Raw genomic sequence first — 15,743 nt, 5'->3', positions numbered from 1 at the left:
AAACCAAGCAGTTCCATTTTCAACTTGCGCCTACTTCCTGTCAGACCATGGTGCGCCAATTGTTTGCCAAATACGAGCTGGATTGCACCAACGCAGGCATCACCTATACGCTGGATATGGCACTGTCGGAAGGCGAAGAAATGTTGTTAACCGTAGATGCAGATCGTATTGAGCAGGTGTACGCGAATATTATTTACAATGCGATAAAGTTTTCAGCAAGAGGCGGATTTATTCATGTGCGAGCAGAAATCAAAGGCGATCCCCGCGAGCTTGTGATCCGAGTTTCCGATACTGGCGTGGGGATAAGTGAAGAGGATTTGCCACATATTTTCGAAAGATTTTACAAAGTGTCCAAATCCCGCAGTACATCGGGTGGCAGCGGACTTGGTCTGGCCATTGCCAAAGAGATTGTCCAGTACCATGGCGGGCAAATTTGGGCCGAAAGCCGCCTAGGCAAAGGCTGCAGCATTTCGTTCTCATTGCCCGTGCATCGAATTTAATGATCCGTAAATCAAAAAAGGCTGTCCCTAAGCAGAGAAATCTACTTGAGGGGACAGTCTTTTTTGCTATGGCCGAATGGTCACACGGGTGTGGATGGGCACGAGTGCAGCCAGCTCAAGCACATCCTCGTTATACATTCGGATGCATCCGTGAGAGGTTAACTTGCCTATGGATGAGGGATCGTTTGTGCCGTGAATGCCATAATGCGGCTTGCTTAACCCCATCCAGAAAACGCCGAAAGGACCGCCGGGATTGGGTTGTTTATTAATAATGGTAAACTCGCCTGTGGGTGTTTTGGTTACCATTCGGCCGATCCCTACAGGAAAACCTCGCACGACGCGATTTACATCGAGCAAATATAATTGGAAATCGGACAGGTCGATGATGATGCGGTACTTGGGCATGGATTTTCACCTCGGTCTATCCTATGTGGGTAATCCCGAAAAGAACAGGGCGGTTCTTTTTTTCGAATTTAAAACGGACTTGTGGTATACTGCTGTAGTTAGATATCAGTCATCCAAGGGAGTACAAACATGCAATCTTTTTTACAATTCAATCCGACCAAATTATGGTTTGGACAAGGGCAAATCGAGCAACTGGCTCATGAGCTTGGAACTCCGGGCAAAAAAGTATTGCTCGTATTTGGCGGCGGGAGCATCAAAAAAAATGGCGTCTACGAGGCTGTTAAACAGCAGCTTGACCATATGCAAGCGGAAGTGTTTGAAATGTCAGGCGTTGAGCCAAATCCGCGGCTTACAACCGTGAAGAAGGGGATTATCCTCTGCCGGGAGCACAACATTGATCTTATTCTTGCTGTTGGCGGAGGCAGTGTGATTGACTGTGCCAAAGCGATTTCGATTGGTGTTTATTATGAGGGCGATGTTTGGGACATCATTACGCGCAAGGCACTCCCAACTAAAGCGCTGCCGTTCGGTACAGTACTGACACTGGCGGCTACAGGCTCGGAGATGAACAATATTTCCGTGATCACGCATTGGGAGAAAAATGAGAAACGCGGTTGGAGCAGTCCCTTAGCATACCCTGCTTTCTCTATTTTGGACCCGGAATACACGTACTCGGTGCCTTTGGATCAAACGGTTTATGGCATCGTCGATATGATGTCGCATGTGCTTGAGCAGTATTTCCACCTCACGGAAAATACGCCAATGATGGATCGTTTCATGGAGTCTGTCCTCTTGACGGTCATGGAAGCCGCCCCTAAATTGCTTGAGAACTTGCACAGCTATGAACATAGAGCAACAATTATGTATGCGGGAACAACCGCCTTCAACGGGCTTCTTTCAAGCGGCACGGACGGTGGAGACTGGGCATCGCATCAGATCGAACACGGCTTGTCTGCGGTCTATGATATTCCGCATGGCGGGGGGCTCGCCATTGTTTATCCGAACTGGATGAGACATTGTGCAGAAGATGACCCGTCACGAATGAAAAAGTTGGCGGTGGCTGTTTTCGGCGTTGATCCAGCAGGCAAAACCGATTACGAAATTGCTTGCGAAGGCATAGATGCGCTGCGTCATTTCTGGAATTCGCTAGGCGCACCGAATTGTTTAGCGGATTATGGCATTAATGATGCCAGACTTGAGGAATTAATTCATAAGTCTTTCATGAAGGACCAAGTGGGGAATTACAAAATTATGACTCGAGACACAGTCAGAGATATTTTGACGCGATCCCTATGATGAAATATTATTTGTTCGTGTTGGCTGGTGCCTGCAGCTTTGGCTTGTTATCCACATTTGTCAAAAAAGCTTATGAATCGGGCTTCCACGTGGGAGAAGTTGTTGGCAGCCAAAACTTGTTTGGCGTGCTGATGATTTGGACGATGGTTTTCGTTGCAGCCAAATCCAAGCGAGACGGCTCCCCACAGGCTGTGAAGAATAAAGTAACGCCGCGGCAAGCTTTGTCGCTCATGGCGGTTGGAACGACCTCGGGGTTAACCGGTATTTTTTATTATGCAGCTTTGCAATATATCTCGGCTTCCTTTGCCATTATCCTTTTGTTTCAATTTACATGGATCGGTATTCTGCTTGAGGCAATAACGGAGAGGAAACGTCCAGGGAAAGATAAAATATTTTCGCTCTGCATTTTATTCGTCGGAATCATTATGGCTAGCGGGTATTTGCAGGGAGGCCAAGAAGCCCCGTCGTGGATTGGTATTGGTCTAGGGCTCCTCTCTGCGCTGACCTATGCGCTTTTCATTATGTTTAGCGGCAAAGTTTCCAGTACACTTGCACCAATTACGCGCAGCGCAATTATGCAATCGGGCTCGTTGATACTGGTGATGCTGCTGTATCCGCCACATTTTCTGTTTAATGGCTCTTTGCATGAAGAGTTGCTGCCGTGGGCGCTTCTGCTTGCCTTCTTCGGGGTCGTTATACCGCCATTGTTTTTCGCTATCGGCGTTCCTCGGATCGGTGGAGGAATCGCGACCATCATGGGTGCGGCGGAATTGCCGACAGCAGTCATCATGTCATTCGTTGTTCTGCATGAAACCGTCAATGCGCTTCAATGGGTAGGCGTGATGGTTACAATGTTCGGTATTGCACTGCCTGAAATCATGAAGCTTTGGAGACGGAAGCAACAATTGGGAATGAACTAGTATCAGGTGGACTCTGCATCGTGACGATGGGGAGTTCACCTTTTTGTTATGCGGAAAGTTCACTTGAAAAAGTATGAAAAGTTCATAGTTGTGCGGGATTATACAGTGGAAAAGACGCTCCGGAATCTTATATGGTAGAGGCAAAACGAATGCTTACTACATTCTGGAGAACCGCAACGGAGGAAAAGCGCTTAATGTCTTGAATCAAGGCACGGCGAACGGGGATGATCTGGAGCAGTATACCGATAGCGGCTGGTACAGTCAGCAGTGGCAATTCGTTAGCGCCGGAAGCGGCTATTACAAAATCCAAAATCGGGGAAGCGGTAAAATAATCGGCGTGGAGAACGGCTCAACCGCTGACGGTGCTGTGATTGAGCAGTGGTCTGACGGCGGCTGGACCAGCCAGCATTGGCAAGTAGTTGATAGCGGTGGCGGGAATTTTAAGTTGAAAAATCGGGCTACTGGAAAGATTATCGACATTTCAGGCGGCTCCAAAGCCAATGGCGGCGCAGCCATTCAGTATACGGACAATGGCGGCAAAAACCAACAATGGCGATTGTTGAAGGTTGAATAGGTGACAGCGGCTATCTCGGCAGGAATCAATAAGGTGCCCGAAGAATTGAAATAAGCAGTATTTGGGATTTTATTCGACCACATTGGAAAAGTGAGGCTGGAGAATATGAACTTGAAAATGGAACGATTGGATTTGCAAATGGCGGATATCACCGGTTCGAAGTTTGAAAAAGTGAAAGCGGAGAATCTCATTTTTGAGAATGTGAATCTTGCAAACACAAGTATTCATAATGCGAATATGAGTGGAATTGTACTGGATGATATCAATATGCATCAATCAAAGATTACGAATGCAAACCTATCAAACTCGACCATTCAGCATGCAAACTTCAGTAACGCTCAGATTGATTCCGTTCATCTTTTTGGGACATCCTTCACGAATATTGTCCTGCCTCAAGAGGGTGACGCTAATTTTCAGGAGGATGGTTCCTACTCGCCAGTAAGTTTTACGAATTGTAATCTATCCAATACAAGGCTTGCCAACTGTGATTTGACAGGTGCCGAGCTTACAGATTGCAAGATGAAAGGCTTGAAAATCAATGGCATACTCGTAGAGGATTTACTCAAGCACTATTCTTCAAGCAAATAAGCCATCGGCAATAGGAGGCCATATGCCATTCTTGCAGCGAATTGCCTTGGACTGGTCCGAGCTGTCCGAAGCGGATAAAGAACAATTTCCTTTTAGCATTAAGGCCATTCAACACTTCAACGAATACAGATTTCGATCCAATGTTACTTTTTTTATCGGAAATAATGGTTCGGGCAAGTCGACACTGTTGGAGGCGATCGGCGTTTCCTGCGGATTTAGCGTGGTTGGCGGCAGAGATTTAACGATTAAGAAAGAAAAAGATAACGAATCGCTAGCGAATATCATGAAATTATCCTGGCTCCCCAAAGTAAGCCACGGACTCTTTTTTCGTGCGGAGACCTTCGATACGTTTGCCGGTTATATCGATGAATTGGCGAAGGATCCCTATATCGGGCATACAGCCTACGCCCCATACGGAGGGAAATCTTTAAATGAGCAGTCGCATGGCCAAGCTTTTTTAACTTTCTTCCAAAATCGGTTAGACCGCAAGGGCCTGTACCTCCTGGATGAGCCGGAATCGGCGCTATCGCCGCAGAATCAATTGGCATTCCTGAGTATCATTCGAGAATTGGAGAAGTCGGGTCAAGCGCAATTTATCATTGCGACGCATTCTCCAATCATTATGGCCTATCCGGACGCGCAAATTTTGCAGTTCACTGAAACCTCGATCGAGCCTATCGCGTATGAAGATACGGATCATTTCAATTTAACGAGAGATTTTTTGAATCATCGGGAGCGGTATTTTCGAGCTCTTTTTGATCAGGATGAGGAGAGGGATTAGTCATGTCATTTTTCAAGAAAATGATGGCAAAAGTCGGGATCGGGAACATTGATATCGATACGCAGTTCCATACGGAGGAATTCGTTCCGGGCGAGTTGGTAGAAGGCGTCGTCATTGCCAAAGGCGGCAGTGTCGAGCAAAAAGTGGACAAAATCTACTTCCAAATCATGACGGAATACCTCAAACCAGCTCAGAACGATTCGAATCGCATGCACAGAGAAACCGTTGTGTTAGCCAATATTCTGCTGGGAGAAAGTCTTGTTTTTGCGCCAGGCGAAACGATTGAAATTCCTTTTCATTTCGTGCTGCCGCATGAAACTCCGATTTCTATTGGCGTGAGTCCGATTTGGATTCGTACAGGACTAGATGTTGATAACGCGGTTGATCCATCTGACCGTGACAATATCGAAGTGCTGGCTCACCCGCACACGGCGGTTATTTTTGAAGCGCTGGAAGAGCTTGGCTTTCATTTGCATAAAGCGGAGAATGAATATTATCCGCAGCGTAATTATCATTTGCCATTTATTCAAAACTTTGAGTTCGTCCCTTATCAAAATGGAGAATATCGCAGCTCGGTGGACGAGTTGGAGCTTGTTTTCTACCCGAATGAGGAGGGAGTAGAAGTCCTCCTGGAATTTGATCGCAGAACGCGCGGCTTCGGCGGGCTGTTATCCGATTTACTGGACACGGATGAATCCCATCACCGCTATTTTTTCAGCAGGGAAGAGCTGGAGGAAGGCGCTGAATCAGTAGCGCATCAGTTCAGAGGCATCTTTGACGATTTACTGGATGTGTAGAGTCGAAAAAACCTTCTTCGCCCGTTTTCAACGGGGAAGAAGGTTTTTTTCATATCTATTAAGGGAACGTCAATCCGCTAATATAGGGAAAAGTGTCAATATAGCGAGCCTGAGGGAACTACAGGGCGCTATCATGCTGTTTTCTGGTTAATTCAGCTCATTTCTTGGAAATAAGCCCCTGTAGTTCCACTATCGCCCCTGAATCCATGCTTTCTGCCTATATAGTGTCCTAGAGTTCCTAGATTAGGATTTGCTGCTTTTAGAGGCGCACCTCTTAATAGGGGGATGCCGTTTATTTCATCGGAAGGCGAATGATCACGGTCGTACCTTCTCCTAATTGGCTGTACAACGTAAGGCCGTACTGCTCCCCGAAATAGAAACAGATCCGATCATGAACGTTTTTGATTCCGATATGGGCTTCGTCTAACGTGTTGGAAGACTGGGCGAGCCTTAACTGCAAGTGCTGAAGCTTCTCTTCGTCCATGCCCACGCCATTGTCTTTGATCATGATGAGCATATCATTTCCGGATTTTACGGTAGACACTTCAAGTAAACCAGGTCCATTTAACCGTTCCAACCCGTGAACGATCGCATTTTCGATGAGGGGCTGGAGGGAGAAATGAATGACCTGCAGCTCGGTGCTGTCCTCCGCAAGCCGCTCGGTATATTGAATTTTGTCGCCGAAGCGAAGCTGCTGGATTTTCACATATAAGCGGATATGCTCGAGCTCTTCACGAAGTGTCACCGTCTCTTTTCCGGTCTGGATATGTATGCGGAACAAACGGCCGATCATGCCGACCATTTCACTGATATCCCGCTGTCCGTTAATGACGGCTTTCATTTGTATGGATTCGAGTACATTGGCTAGAAAATGGGGATTAATTTGGCTTTTTAGAGCACCGAATTGAGCTATTTTTTGCTGTACTTTTGCCGTTGCGGAACGCTCGATATAGCTTTGCAGGTCTTCCACCATTTTACGGATTCCCTGGTAAAGCACGCCGAATTCATCCTGCCTGTCGCTGCTTAAATCGACGTCGAATTTCCCTAGCCCGACCAACTTAACCTGCCTGCTGAGCAGAATGATCGGTTTGGTCACCCGCGCCGACAGGATGAACATGAAGAGCAGCGCTGTGCCTAGCGAGAGGAACGCTAAGGTCAGAACAATTTTGATCAAAATATCGGCTTGCTTGGTCATTTCCTTCTCATCGATGTATTGAATAACTTTCCAGCCGGAGTAGGAAGAAGTAACAAAGTTGATATACGAATCGACGCCTGAAAAGTTGGCATAAAAGCTTCCCGATTCATCCGCTAGGACGGATTGAATGGCTTGCTCTTTCAGTGTCGCCGATAGATGGGTCATGGCTTGGCTGCGGTCTGAGTTGTAAATGATCCCGCCCTTATCGTCAATAATGAGAAAGGAGCGCTTGCGGTTCTCAGACAGTTTCAAAATTTCCCGCAAAGAATCCAAGCGGATGTCGATCAGCATGACCCCGATGGGCTGTTTGCTGCCGACTTTGTTGATGACTCTCGCAATGGAAATGACGGATTCTTTGGCATTCACCCGATGAAAAGGAAGATGAGCGCCGAAAAGTACGATGCCGCCTGCTTTTTGCTGAGTTTGAGTATACCAATCCTCATGCGTAAAATCCTTCACATCGTAATCGGAACGATTAAAATTCGAAGAGTAGAACATTCGGGAACCCGAGTAAATTTGAACGCTATCCACGTTCTTGATCGTCATTTCGATGGAACTGATAAAATGCTCAATGATGTTGCCATACACAATCATCTGATCGTTTCCGCTGTCTTCGTCTGCTAATGTCCACTGCTCCAGCGCACCTTGCAGCTGACCGTCCATCTGTGCATTCAGCGTACCTTTTTCGATGCTCTGCAGGTACTGATCAATGTTAAAGGACAAATTCGTAAGAATTAAGTTGGAGCTGCTTTGGTATTCATTTTTGACGGCCTGTATGGAAAATAAGTAGATGATAACGGAAATAATCAATAAGGGTATCGTAATAATCAAGATCATCAGCATAAAGATTTGATGATTGACATGTTTCATTCGTACTTGCCGAGTCAGTTGTTTCCATTTCAACATTTAGGACCATCCCCATTTTTTTCGGTATTCGGTGGGTGTCATTTGGGTGATAATTCCAAAGGTTTTGACAAAATGTTTGTAGCTCTTGTACCCGCACATCGTACAGACGTCCGTTATTAAATAGTCCGGCTTCTTTAAGAGCTCCTGAGCGTATGCGATTCGGATTTCCGTGACAAAGCGCATGTAATTTTTGTCCAGCTTTCTTTTGAACAGGCGGCTTAAGTAGGAAGGATTATAGAAAAAGCGATCGGCCACCATTTGCAGCGTCACATCTTCGGCAATGTTCTGTTTGATGAAGGAAGCGATGTGTTCGAAAATGAGCACGTCCTGCTGCTGATCAGATAGCGAACCGTCCCGATATATCGTTCCGAGCTGCACCATCCAATCGCCCAGCCAGTCGAAGAGGGCATCCAGCGTAGGAAAATCATCCACGAAGGCAAGACTTAACAATTTATCGCTGTAGACGCTTTCAACAGGTAAACTATTTTTATTGGCAAAGTGAATGCAAACGCCGATTAATTCCTGCAAAAAGGCCATCCAGCGCTGAGGTGCAGTATGCGGCAAATGCTCTAGATTATCCTTCACGAATCGCTGCAGGAGTTGCTTGATCTCCTGCTCATTGGCGTTTTCTAAACCAGCATAGAGCTGTGTTTTATCCTGATCACTCAAACGTATTGCGGATGGTTTGCCTGGATGTGCCGTCTCGCCGGAGGCTAAGAGAAACAGATGCCGCTCCGATTGGTAATACCGCTGCCATAATGCCTTATCTGCCTGCTTTAGCAGATGGCCGAGATCCGGCAACTTGTCCGTTGAAGCCCCGATTGCCATAAAGAAGGAAGTTTGAATCCCGTCTCCGACTTTCTTGATAAAGCGCTCTGATTCTTGAAGCGTAAGCCCTTGGCTGACCGAACTAAACGAAGTATCCAGGATAGCAATACCGTATATTTTGGCTTTATACAAATAAGTAATAATTTGACGTGGCGTGTCAGCCTGGTAAAGCGATGAAATTGCATGACCAATCAAAGTGGCGGACAGTTGCTTAATCCTGTTCTTTGCAGGAGGGGAAGCTGATTTCATCGGCAGCCACGTGATAACAAAAGGGTGATAACGGTAGTTGTCGCTATGGAATTCATAAAGATGCCGCAGTCTTCCCTCATCGGTCACCGCAAGATCGGATTCTTCAAGCAAAAGCTGAACCCATTCGCTGCCTTTGAACAGCTTGCTTTCTTGGACCAATTCCGTGTGGGTCTCACGCTGCTTCTGTTGAGAAATGACCTCATTTATGCAGCTTTGGATCGTTGCCAGGCTTTCTTCGTATTCAAGCGGTTTCAGTAAAAAAGCGTGCACGCCCCCTAGACGTATGGCTTGCTGCGCATAGGCGAATTCGTAAAATCCTGTCAAAATGACAAAAACCGTGTCAGGGAGCTGAGCGCGCAATTGCTCAATCATCTCAAGCCCATCCATCTCCGGCATGCGGATATCCGTGATAATGAGGTGAGGCCGCTCCTGCAGTGCCATCGTTATGCCGTTTTTCCCGTTGTCCGCTTCTACGATATGGGACACATGAAGATCCTGCCAGTTAAAATAGTGCTTGAGACCGGTGCGAATGAGTGGTTCATCCTCGACTATGAGTAGTTTATACATGCAATCCCCCGAAAGATTATGGCCTGCTCTGTTCTTTTCCTAGATTATATACTAAAATCGCTACAAAACGTGTTTGAAAAAGGTAGAAAATGAAACAGGTCAGAATACGACCATAGAAGTAAAATCAGTGGGATTTTGTCATGGGAATTTATGTTCTATGCTTAGAGCAAGGAATGAAAGCGAGCTCATTTGTTCCTAAAACAATAATGGGGGTACTTAGATGATAGCAATGAAAAAAGGGCTGTTGACAGTTTTAGGCGTCGCGCTGGTAGGGTCGCAACTTGTTGCCTGTACCAGTAATTCGGTGCAAAGTAATCCGGCAGCAACCCCGGATGCGTCGAAGCCTGCAGCAACGCAAGCGGCTGTAAAGCCTGTCGAGATTACTTGGTGGAACTTCCCCAACTTCCAGACGTTGGACGGTGAAGTCGGCAAATACGAGAAACAAATCATTGCCGCATTTAATCAAAAATATCCTGAAATCAAAGTCAATCTTGAGATGATTACCTTCGATGGCGGACCTCAGAAGCTAAATGTTGCGATCGCCTCTAACACGGCGCCTGACGTCATTTACGACGCTCCCGGACGTATTATCGACTGGGGCAAGAAGAAGCTGCTCGCGCCATTAAACGATATGGTTACTCCTGAAGTAAAGAATGACATCGCTCCGGCTTTCTGGAAGCAATCGACCGTTGGCGATCAAATCGTGATGTACCCGCTGAACACCGGCCCGTTCATGATGGCTGTCAACAAAACGGTGTTTGAGAAAATCGGTGCACTCGATTTGCTTCCGCTGAACAGACCGGACAGAACTTGGACGGTAGCGGAATATGAAAAAGCGCTGCAAGCTGTAAAAGACAAAGCGCCGGAAATGATTCCGACCGGCTTCTTCGCGAAAAGCACGGCAGGCGATCAAGGCACTCGCGCTTACTTGGCTAACATGGGCGTTTCCCGGTTCCTATCCGAGGACAATTCCAAAGTTGCGATTAATACCGAGAATGCCGGTAAGGCGCTGGATTGGGTTGTCAAAGCGACGAAAGATAAAATCAGCGTAGCGGGAGCTGCTTCCCTGGCCGCTTCCGACGTCAATGACTTATTTTTACAAGGTAAATTGGCCTTTACCCTGAACTATTCGCCGGTATTGAAAGCACAGAACGTTGCGAATAAAAAAGTACCATTTGAGGATGTTCTGCTTCCTTTTCCAACGCTGGATGGATCGAAGCCTAAGCTCGAGCCGTTCCTTGGCGGACTGGCCATTTTCAACAACGGCAATGCTGACAAAATTGCAGCTTCCAAGAAATTTATTGATTTCGTTGTAAATGATCCCGTTTGGGGCAAAAAGAACGTCATCCAGACCGGCGGTCTATCCGCACGAACATCTGTAACGGGCTTGTATGACGACCCTGAGTATAAATATGCGGATCTGGCGCGTCAATTTATCACGGATCCTCCGACGATTGCTGACGGCTATGCGGAAATTCGTACGTTCTGGTTCCCTGAGCTGCAGCGCGCGTTAACAGGAACGGCAACAGGTAAAGAGGCGTTGGACTCCTTTGCGGCCAAAGCCAATGAGGCGATTGCCAAAGCCAAAGCGCAAGTTCAAAAATAAGCAGCAGTTGGCAGAAGGAGCAGCGCAGCAAGCGGCGCTGCTCCTTTCACTAAACACGAGAAATGGGGAAAAGGAAATGGAGGCAACGGTTAGCAAACCGAGAAAAATTGTCCTGCGCGATTGGCTGATGAGCTATCTCTTTTTACTTCCGGCGTTTGGATTTTTTCTGATTTTTGTCGCATATCCGATGCTAAAAGGAATTTATATTAGTTTTTTTGATTATTCACTAAGAACTTTTGATTTTATTGGATTAGATAACTACGTGTCCTTGATGCATAACGAAACCTTTCTAAAATCCATGCGAAATACGATTTTGTTGGTCGTTATTGCGGTTCCGATTGTCATCGTATTTTCCATCTTTGTTGCCGTCAACATATACAAAATGAAAGAGCTATCCAGATCTTTTTTCCGTGGCGTATTTTATTTGCCGGCCGTATCGTCGGTTGTCAGTATTACGGTCGTGTGGGGCTGGATTTATCATCCGAACTATGGAATTTTGAATTATATCATCGGACTGTTCGGTTTCGAACCGATTTCCTGGCTTGGCGATACAAGAACCGCGCTGCTTGCGATAATTGCCGTTTTGATCACAACGTCTGTCGGACAGCCGATCATCCTGTATGTCGCTTCACTGGGCAACATTCCTACCTCTTATATTGAAGCAGCGGAAATTGATCGCGCTACGCCTTGGCAAATTTTCATCAAAATCGTGTGGCCAATGCTGATGCCGACGAATCTTTATGTCATTGTCATTACGACGATCAACACCTTTCAGTGTTTCGCTTTAATTCAGTTGCTAACCTCTGGCGGTCCCGTTTACAGCACATCAACGGTCATGTATGGCGTGTATGAACAAGCATTTTTACTCGGGCATTTCGGACTGGCTTCCGCAATGGGCATTTTGTTGGCGATCGTAATCGGAATCATATCTACGATTCAGTTCAAATATTTTGGCAGCGATGTTGAGTACTAGGAGGTCACAATGACAGCAAATGCGCATGTGCACGCACACCCCGGCAGTGTCAGAAAACATCGTCATGCCGGCATAAAACGAAAATGGACACCCACGAAAGTGGTATCGACCGTTCTTTTGATTATTTCTACGATTGTGTTTATCTTTCCCTTTTATTGGATTATGACGGGGGCATTCAAAATCCAGACGGTCGCCACGGCGATCCCTCCGGAATGGTTCCCGCTTAAACCGACGCTCAGCAATTGGCTGGAATTGTTTAAGAATCCGATTTGGCGTTGGACGCTGAACAGTTTCATCATCTCTATTGTAGAAATGATCGCAGTTTGTCTTGTTTCTTCGACAGCCGGCTATGTGCTTGCCAAGAAGCTTTTCCCTGGGCGCAAAATTATTTTCACGATGTTTATAGCGGCGATGGCGCTGCCGAAACAAGTTATTCTTGTTCCGCTATTTACGATGTTGGCAGATTTCGGATGGGTTAATACGTATTATGGGCTTATTTTGCCGGCGATCGGTTGGCCATTCGGTGTGTTCTTGATGAAGCAGTTCGCTCAGACAATTCCAGGAGAGTTGATTGAGGCGGCCAAAATGGACGGCTGTTCGGAGATCCGATTGTTCTCCACCATCATTTTACCCTTGCTTAAGCCTGCTCTAGGGGCACTTGCCATCTTCACGTTTATCGCTTCCTGGAACGATTACTTCAGTCAACTCATTATGATCCGCTCGACTACCATGATGACATTGCCGTTAGGCGTATCTATGATGACGACACAGAGTGAATTTATGACCAATTATGGCGTCCTCATGGCAGGAGCCGCTCTGGCATCCGTTCCTATGATTGCCATTTTCCTTGTGTTCCAGAAAGCATTTACGCAGGGGATAACGATGGGTGCCGTCAAAGGATAAATAAGGCAATACCTATCAAAAGCCTACAAAACCGGAGGTATATATACTATGAATTCCTATAATTTATATAGATTTAAAGGGATTACTATCGCCATGTATTCCTGTTACAACGCATCAGGTGAAATTGATCTGGAAGCAGCTCGCCGATTAGCCAGGTATTATGCCGAATCAGGCGTCAAAGGATTGTACGTAGGCGGGAGTTCCGGCGAAGGAATGCTCCAATCCGTGACAGAGCGCAAGCTTATGCTCGAGGCTGTTGTTGGCGAAGTGGGCAGTGAGCTGACAATCATCGCCCATGTCGGTGCTCCAGCCACACGAGACAGCGTGGAGCTTGCCATCCATGCGGAGAAAATCGGAGCGCACGCGGTTTCCGCCGTCCCGGCGATCTATTACCGTTTGCCTGCACCGAGTGTAGAGGCGCATTGGCAGGCGATCATCGATAGCACGGATTTGCCTTTCATCATTTACCATATCCCACAAACGACGGGATTTCAGTTAACTCTAGGACTGCTATCCAAAATGGCGGCTCAAGAAAAAGTCATCGGCGTCAAAATTTCCGCAGAGAGCACGTTCGAGCTTCAGCAGTTCAAAGCGGCCGGAGGCGAAGATTTCCTCGTTTTAAACGGACCGGATGAACAGTATTTGGCCGGAAGAAGCATTGGCGCAGATGGTGGGATTGGCGGTACATACGGGGTTATGCCGGAGCTTTTCCTCCACATTGAAAAATGTTATGCGCAAGGACGGATGGATGACGCGTTGAAATGGCAGTTTATTGTGAATGAACTGATCGTGGAGTTATTGTCATTTCCGTCCTTGTACGGCGCTTGCAAAGCAATTCTGAAGCTGCGTGGGTATGACACAGGTGAGCCGAGACTGCCGCTGCTGCCGGTTGCTGAAACGGATTTACCCCGTATTCATGCGTTGAACGAGCGAATTTTAAGCTTTGCTGCGCAAGCGAAAGGAGCCGGACTGTGACACAGAGATCAAGCGAGCTGTTCCCCGGAAGAGGCCTGATCGTATCTTGTCAGGCGCTTCCTCATGAACCGCTGCGGGGCGGAGATACGATGGCCAAAATGGCCAGAGCCGCTGTGGAAGCAGGCGCGGTCGGAATCCGGACGAATGGCGTGTTCGACATTTTGGCTATTAAACAGGAAGTGTCCGTGCCGGTTATCGGCCTTATTAAACGCGAAATCGCAGGCTTGGAGATCTTCATTACGCCTACGATGAATGAAGTGAATGCAATCGTCTTAGCTGGCGCAGACATCGTGGCACTTGATGTGACGAATCGTGAGGGCCGTTTGGAAGCTGTCAAACCAATGATTGCCCTCGCGCACAAGATGGGCGCAGCGGTCATGGCGGATATTTCCACGCTGGAAGAGGGAGTTGCCGCAGAGCGCCTTGGCGTGGATTTGATCGGCACCACGCTTTCAGGGTATACCTCCTACAGCCGGCAGTCGGATGAACCGGATTTTGAGCTGCTGCAGCAGCTAAGCGAGGCCGTCAAGATCCCGGTTGTCGCAGAAGGGCGGATCTGGACGCCTGAAGAAGCTGCGAGAGCGCTGGACTGCGGAGCGGCCAATGTCGTTGTCGGCAGCGCGATTACCCGGCCGCAATTGATTACGGCCCGATACATCAAGGCGATGAGCCGAACATAGGCAAGGGGAGAATCCATGGAATCAGCCATATTTGATCCTGATTCGGATTACGCAATCGGCGTCGACATCGGAGGCACGAAGATGAATGCCGGCGTGGTCAGCTCGCTCGGGGAGGTATTGTTTACGGTCAGTTTGCCTACGCTGGCGGGGCAATTAAACACAGCAGACCGAGTAACGCAGACGATTCGGAAATTGCTCTCTGAGGTTCAGGCGGTCAAACCCGGTTTCCGCTATAAAGGCATCGGCGTAGGCAGCGCGGGTCAAATCGACTGGTCGGCCGGGCAAGTCCGGTCCGCCTCCGAGCTGCTTCCGGGCTATGCCGGAACACCGCTGAAGATGCTGCTGCAGGCGCAGTTTCAGCTGCCCGTCACGGTGGACAATGACGTGAATGTCCTGGCCTTGACGGAGAAACACCTTGGCGCAGGCAAAGGGGTTCATCATTTCCTGTGCGTGGCGCTGGGCACAGGAGTAGGCGGAGCCGTTGTTGTTGATGGACATCTTGTACACGGCTGCTGGGGCGCAGGCGGGGAATTAGGCCATCTCTCGGTCGATTGGAACGGAACGCCCTGCTTATGCGGAGGCAAAGGCTGCCTGGAGCAATATGCGTCAGGCACGAACATTGCTCGAAGAATGACCGAGAGGCTGGCTGCAGCGGGTATGGCTCCAGTTTCCATTGATTCGCGGGAGGTTTTCTCGCGATGGCAGTCCGGCGATCCGGTGGCTGCCGAAGTCATGGAGGAAACGATAGCGGTCCTTGGCTCGGCTTTGGCATCGCTTGTTCATATCTTTAATCCCGAATTGATTATTATTGGTGGCGGCGTTGCTGAAGCGGGGGACGGTTTCCTGAATGGCATAAGGCGAGAAATGGCCGCCAGAACCATGCCTTCCATGCATGATGGCGTCAGGATTGAGAAGGCCTATCGCGGAAATTGGAGCGGGATGATTGGCGCTGCTTTGCAGGTATGGGAGTATGATGAGTCATCGTAAAACAAAAAGAGGC

At 47.8% G+C, this 15,743-nt stretch carries 16 protein-coding genes; 13 read left to right on the top strand and 3 right to left on the bottom strand.

Going from position 1 to position 15,743, the window contains the following annotated elements:
* Positions 1 to 47 precede the first annotated feature (47 nt).
* Entirely contained in the window at positions 48 to 500 is a 453-nt protein-coding gene (locus tag J2Z65_RS36055) for a sensor histidine kinase (RefSeq protein ID WP_425326204.1), read from the top strand.
* A gap of 66 nt (positions 501 to 566) precedes the next feature.
* Here the strand turns inward: J2Z65_RS36055 and J2Z65_RS03965 are convergent, their stop codons facing one another.
* The gene (locus J2Z65_RS03965) at positions 567 to 905 is read right to left on the bottom strand and encodes a L,D-transpeptidase (RefSeq protein WP_167063204.1); all 339 of its coding nucleotides are present in this window, start codon (positions 903 to 905) and stop codon (positions 567 to 569) included.
* Positions 906 to 1,034: 129 nt separating this feature from the next.
* Here J2Z65_RS03965 and J2Z65_RS03960 point away from each other — a divergent pair, with 129 nt between their 5' ends.
* From J2Z65_RS03960 to J2Z65_RS03935, 6 genes are all read left to right on the top strand, one after another.
* A complete protein-coding gene (locus J2Z65_RS03960; RefSeq protein WP_167063207.1) occupies positions 1,035 to 2,201 on the top strand; it encodes an iron-containing alcohol dehydrogenase in 1,167 nt (388 codons plus the stop codon).
* A complete protein-coding gene (locus J2Z65_RS03955; protein WP_167063210.1) occupies positions 2,198 to 3,121 on the top strand; it encodes an EamA family transporter in 924 nt (307 codons plus the stop codon). The genes J2Z65_RS03960 and J2Z65_RS03955 overlap by 4 nt, the downstream gene beginning before the upstream one ends.
* Positions 3,122 to 3,209: 88 nt before the next feature.
* Positions 3,210 to 3,695 carry an RICIN domain-containing protein gene (locus J2Z65_RS03950; RefSeq protein ID WP_167063213.1) on the top strand — a complete coding sequence of 162 codons (486 nt, stop codon included), beginning with the start codon at positions 3,210 to 3,212 and terminating at the stop codon, positions 3,693 to 3,695.
* Positions 3,696 to 3,800: 105 nt separating this feature from the next.
* Entirely contained in the window at positions 3,801 to 4,283 is a 483-nt protein-coding gene (locus tag J2Z65_RS03945) for a pentapeptide repeat-containing protein (protein ID WP_167063216.1), read from the top strand.
* Between the two features lie 22 nt (positions 4,284 to 4,305).
* Positions 4,306 to 5,064: an AAA family ATPase gene (locus J2Z65_RS03940; RefSeq protein ID WP_167063219.1), complete on the top strand. Its 759-nt coding sequence runs from the start codon at positions 4,306 to 4,308 to the stop codon at positions 5,062 to 5,064.
* Between the two features lie 2 nt (positions 5,065 to 5,066).
* On the top strand, positions 5,067 to 5,861 hold the full coding sequence (locus tag J2Z65_RS03935; RefSeq protein ID WP_167063222.1) for a sporulation protein: 795 nt from the start codon (positions 5,067 to 5,069) through the stop codon (positions 5,859 to 5,861).
* Between the two features lie 292 nt (positions 5,862 to 6,153).
* On the opposite strand, the gene J2Z65_RS03930 is transcribed toward J2Z65_RS03935, so the two are convergent.
* The gene (locus J2Z65_RS03930; RefSeq protein WP_167063225.1) at positions 6,154 to 7,962 is read right to left on the bottom strand and encodes a cache domain-containing sensor histidine kinase; all 1,809 of its coding nucleotides are present in this window, start codon (positions 7,960 to 7,962) and stop codon (positions 6,154 to 6,156) included.
* Complete coding sequence (locus J2Z65_RS03925; RefSeq protein WP_167063228.1) at positions 7,963 to 9,606, bottom strand: response regulator transcription factor; 1,644 nt, start codon at positions 9,604 to 9,606, stop codon at positions 7,963 to 7,965.
* Between the two features lie 220 nt (positions 9,607 to 9,826).
* On the opposite strand from J2Z65_RS03925, the gene J2Z65_RS03920 reads away from it, so the two are divergent.
* From J2Z65_RS03920 to J2Z65_RS03895, 6 genes are read left to right on the top strand one after another with little or no spacing between them, the layout of a single operon-like run.
* A complete protein-coding gene (locus tag J2Z65_RS03920; protein WP_167063232.1) occupies positions 9,827 to 11,212 on the top strand; it encodes an ABC transporter substrate-binding protein in 1,386 nt (461 codons plus the stop codon).
* Positions 11,181 to 12,185: a carbohydrate ABC transporter permease gene (locus J2Z65_RS03915; RefSeq protein ID WP_425326203.1), complete on the top strand. Its 1,005-nt coding sequence runs from the start codon at positions 11,181 to 11,183 to the stop codon at positions 12,183 to 12,185. The genes J2Z65_RS03920 and J2Z65_RS03915 overlap by 32 nt, the downstream gene beginning before the upstream one ends.
* Positions 12,186 to 12,194: 9 nt before the next feature.
* Positions 12,195 to 13,088, top strand: coding sequence for a carbohydrate ABC transporter permease (locus tag J2Z65_RS03910; RefSeq protein WP_167063235.1), 894 nt, complete (start codon positions 12,195 to 12,197; stop codon positions 13,086 to 13,088).
* A 48-nt stretch (positions 13,089 to 13,136) separates the two neighbouring features.
* Positions 13,137 to 14,063 (top strand): dihydrodipicolinate synthase family protein, encoded by a 927-nt coding sequence (locus tag J2Z65_RS03905; RefSeq protein WP_167063238.1) that lies wholly within the window; start codon positions 13,137 to 13,139, stop codon positions 14,061 to 14,063.
* On the top strand, positions 14,060 to 14,743 hold the full coding sequence (locus tag J2Z65_RS03900; RefSeq protein WP_338111754.1) for an N-acetylmannosamine-6-phosphate 2-epimerase: 684 nt from the start codon (positions 14,060 to 14,062) through the stop codon (positions 14,741 to 14,743). The genes J2Z65_RS03905 and J2Z65_RS03900 overlap by 4 nt, the downstream gene beginning before the upstream one ends.
* A 15-nt stretch (positions 14,744 to 14,758) precedes the next feature.
* A complete protein-coding gene (locus tag J2Z65_RS03895; RefSeq protein ID WP_167063241.1) occupies positions 14,759 to 15,730 on the top strand; it encodes an ROK family protein in 972 nt (323 codons plus the stop codon).
* Positions 15,731 to 15,743: the final 13 nt, after the last annotated feature.

The sequence above is a fragment of the Paenibacillus aceris genome, from assembly GCF_017874035.1.
GTDB classification, from domain to species: domain Bacteria; phylum Bacillota; class Bacilli; order Paenibacillales; family NBRC-103111; genus Paenibacillus_E; species Paenibacillus_E aceris.
Note: the sequence above shows the minus strand (reverse complement) of the source record. Positions and strands in the feature narration are given on the sequence as shown.

What these genes read in the sequence shown, in the direction of transcription:
- J2Z65_RS03930 (WP_167063225.1), bottom strand. Translation starts at nt 7,962, where the DNA reads ATGTTGAAATGGAAACAACTGACTCGGCAAGTACGAATGAAACATGTC.
- J2Z65_RS03955 (WP_167063210.1), top strand. Translation starts at nt 2,198, where the DNA reads ATGATGAAATATTATTTGTTCGTGTTGGCTGGTGCCTGCAGCTTTGGC.
- J2Z65_RS03920 (WP_167063232.1), top strand. Translation starts at nt 9,827, where the DNA reads ATGATAGCAATGAAAAAAGGGCTGTTGACAGTTTTAGGCGTCGCGCTG.
- J2Z65_RS03945 (WP_167063216.1), top strand. Translation starts at nt 3,801, where the DNA reads ATGAACTTGAAAATGGAACGATTGGATTTGCAAATGGCGGATATCACC.
- J2Z65_RS03925 (WP_167063228.1), bottom strand. Translation starts at nt 9,606, where the DNA reads ATGTATAAACTACTCATAGTCGAGGATGAACCACTCATTCGCACCGGT.
- J2Z65_RS03965 (WP_167063204.1), bottom strand. Translation starts at nt 905, where the DNA reads ATGCCCAAGTACCGCATCATCATCGACCTGTCCGATTTCCAATTATAT.
- J2Z65_RS03895 (WP_167063241.1), top strand. Translation starts at nt 14,759, where the DNA reads ATGGAATCAGCCATATTTGATCCTGATTCGGATTACGCAATCGGCGTC.
- J2Z65_RS36055 (WP_425326204.1), top strand. Translation starts at nt 48, where the DNA reads ATGGTGCGCCAATTGTTTGCCAAATACGAGCTGGATTGCACCAACGCA.
- J2Z65_RS03960 (WP_167063207.1), top strand. Translation starts at nt 1,035, where the DNA reads ATGCAATCTTTTTTACAATTCAATCCGACCAAATTATGGTTTGGACAA.
- J2Z65_RS03910 (WP_167063235.1), top strand. Translation starts at nt 12,195, where the DNA reads ATGACAGCAAATGCGCATGTGCACGCACACCCCGGCAGTGTCAGAAAA.
- J2Z65_RS03905 (WP_167063238.1), top strand. Translation starts at nt 13,137, where the DNA reads ATGAATTCCTATAATTTATATAGATTTAAAGGGATTACTATCGCCATG.
- J2Z65_RS03940 (WP_167063219.1), top strand. Translation starts at nt 4,306, where the DNA reads ATGCCATTCTTGCAGCGAATTGCCTTGGACTGGTCCGAGCTGTCCGAA.
- J2Z65_RS03935 (WP_167063222.1), top strand. Translation starts at nt 5,067, where the DNA reads ATGTCATTTTTCAAGAAAATGATGGCAAAAGTCGGGATCGGGAACATT.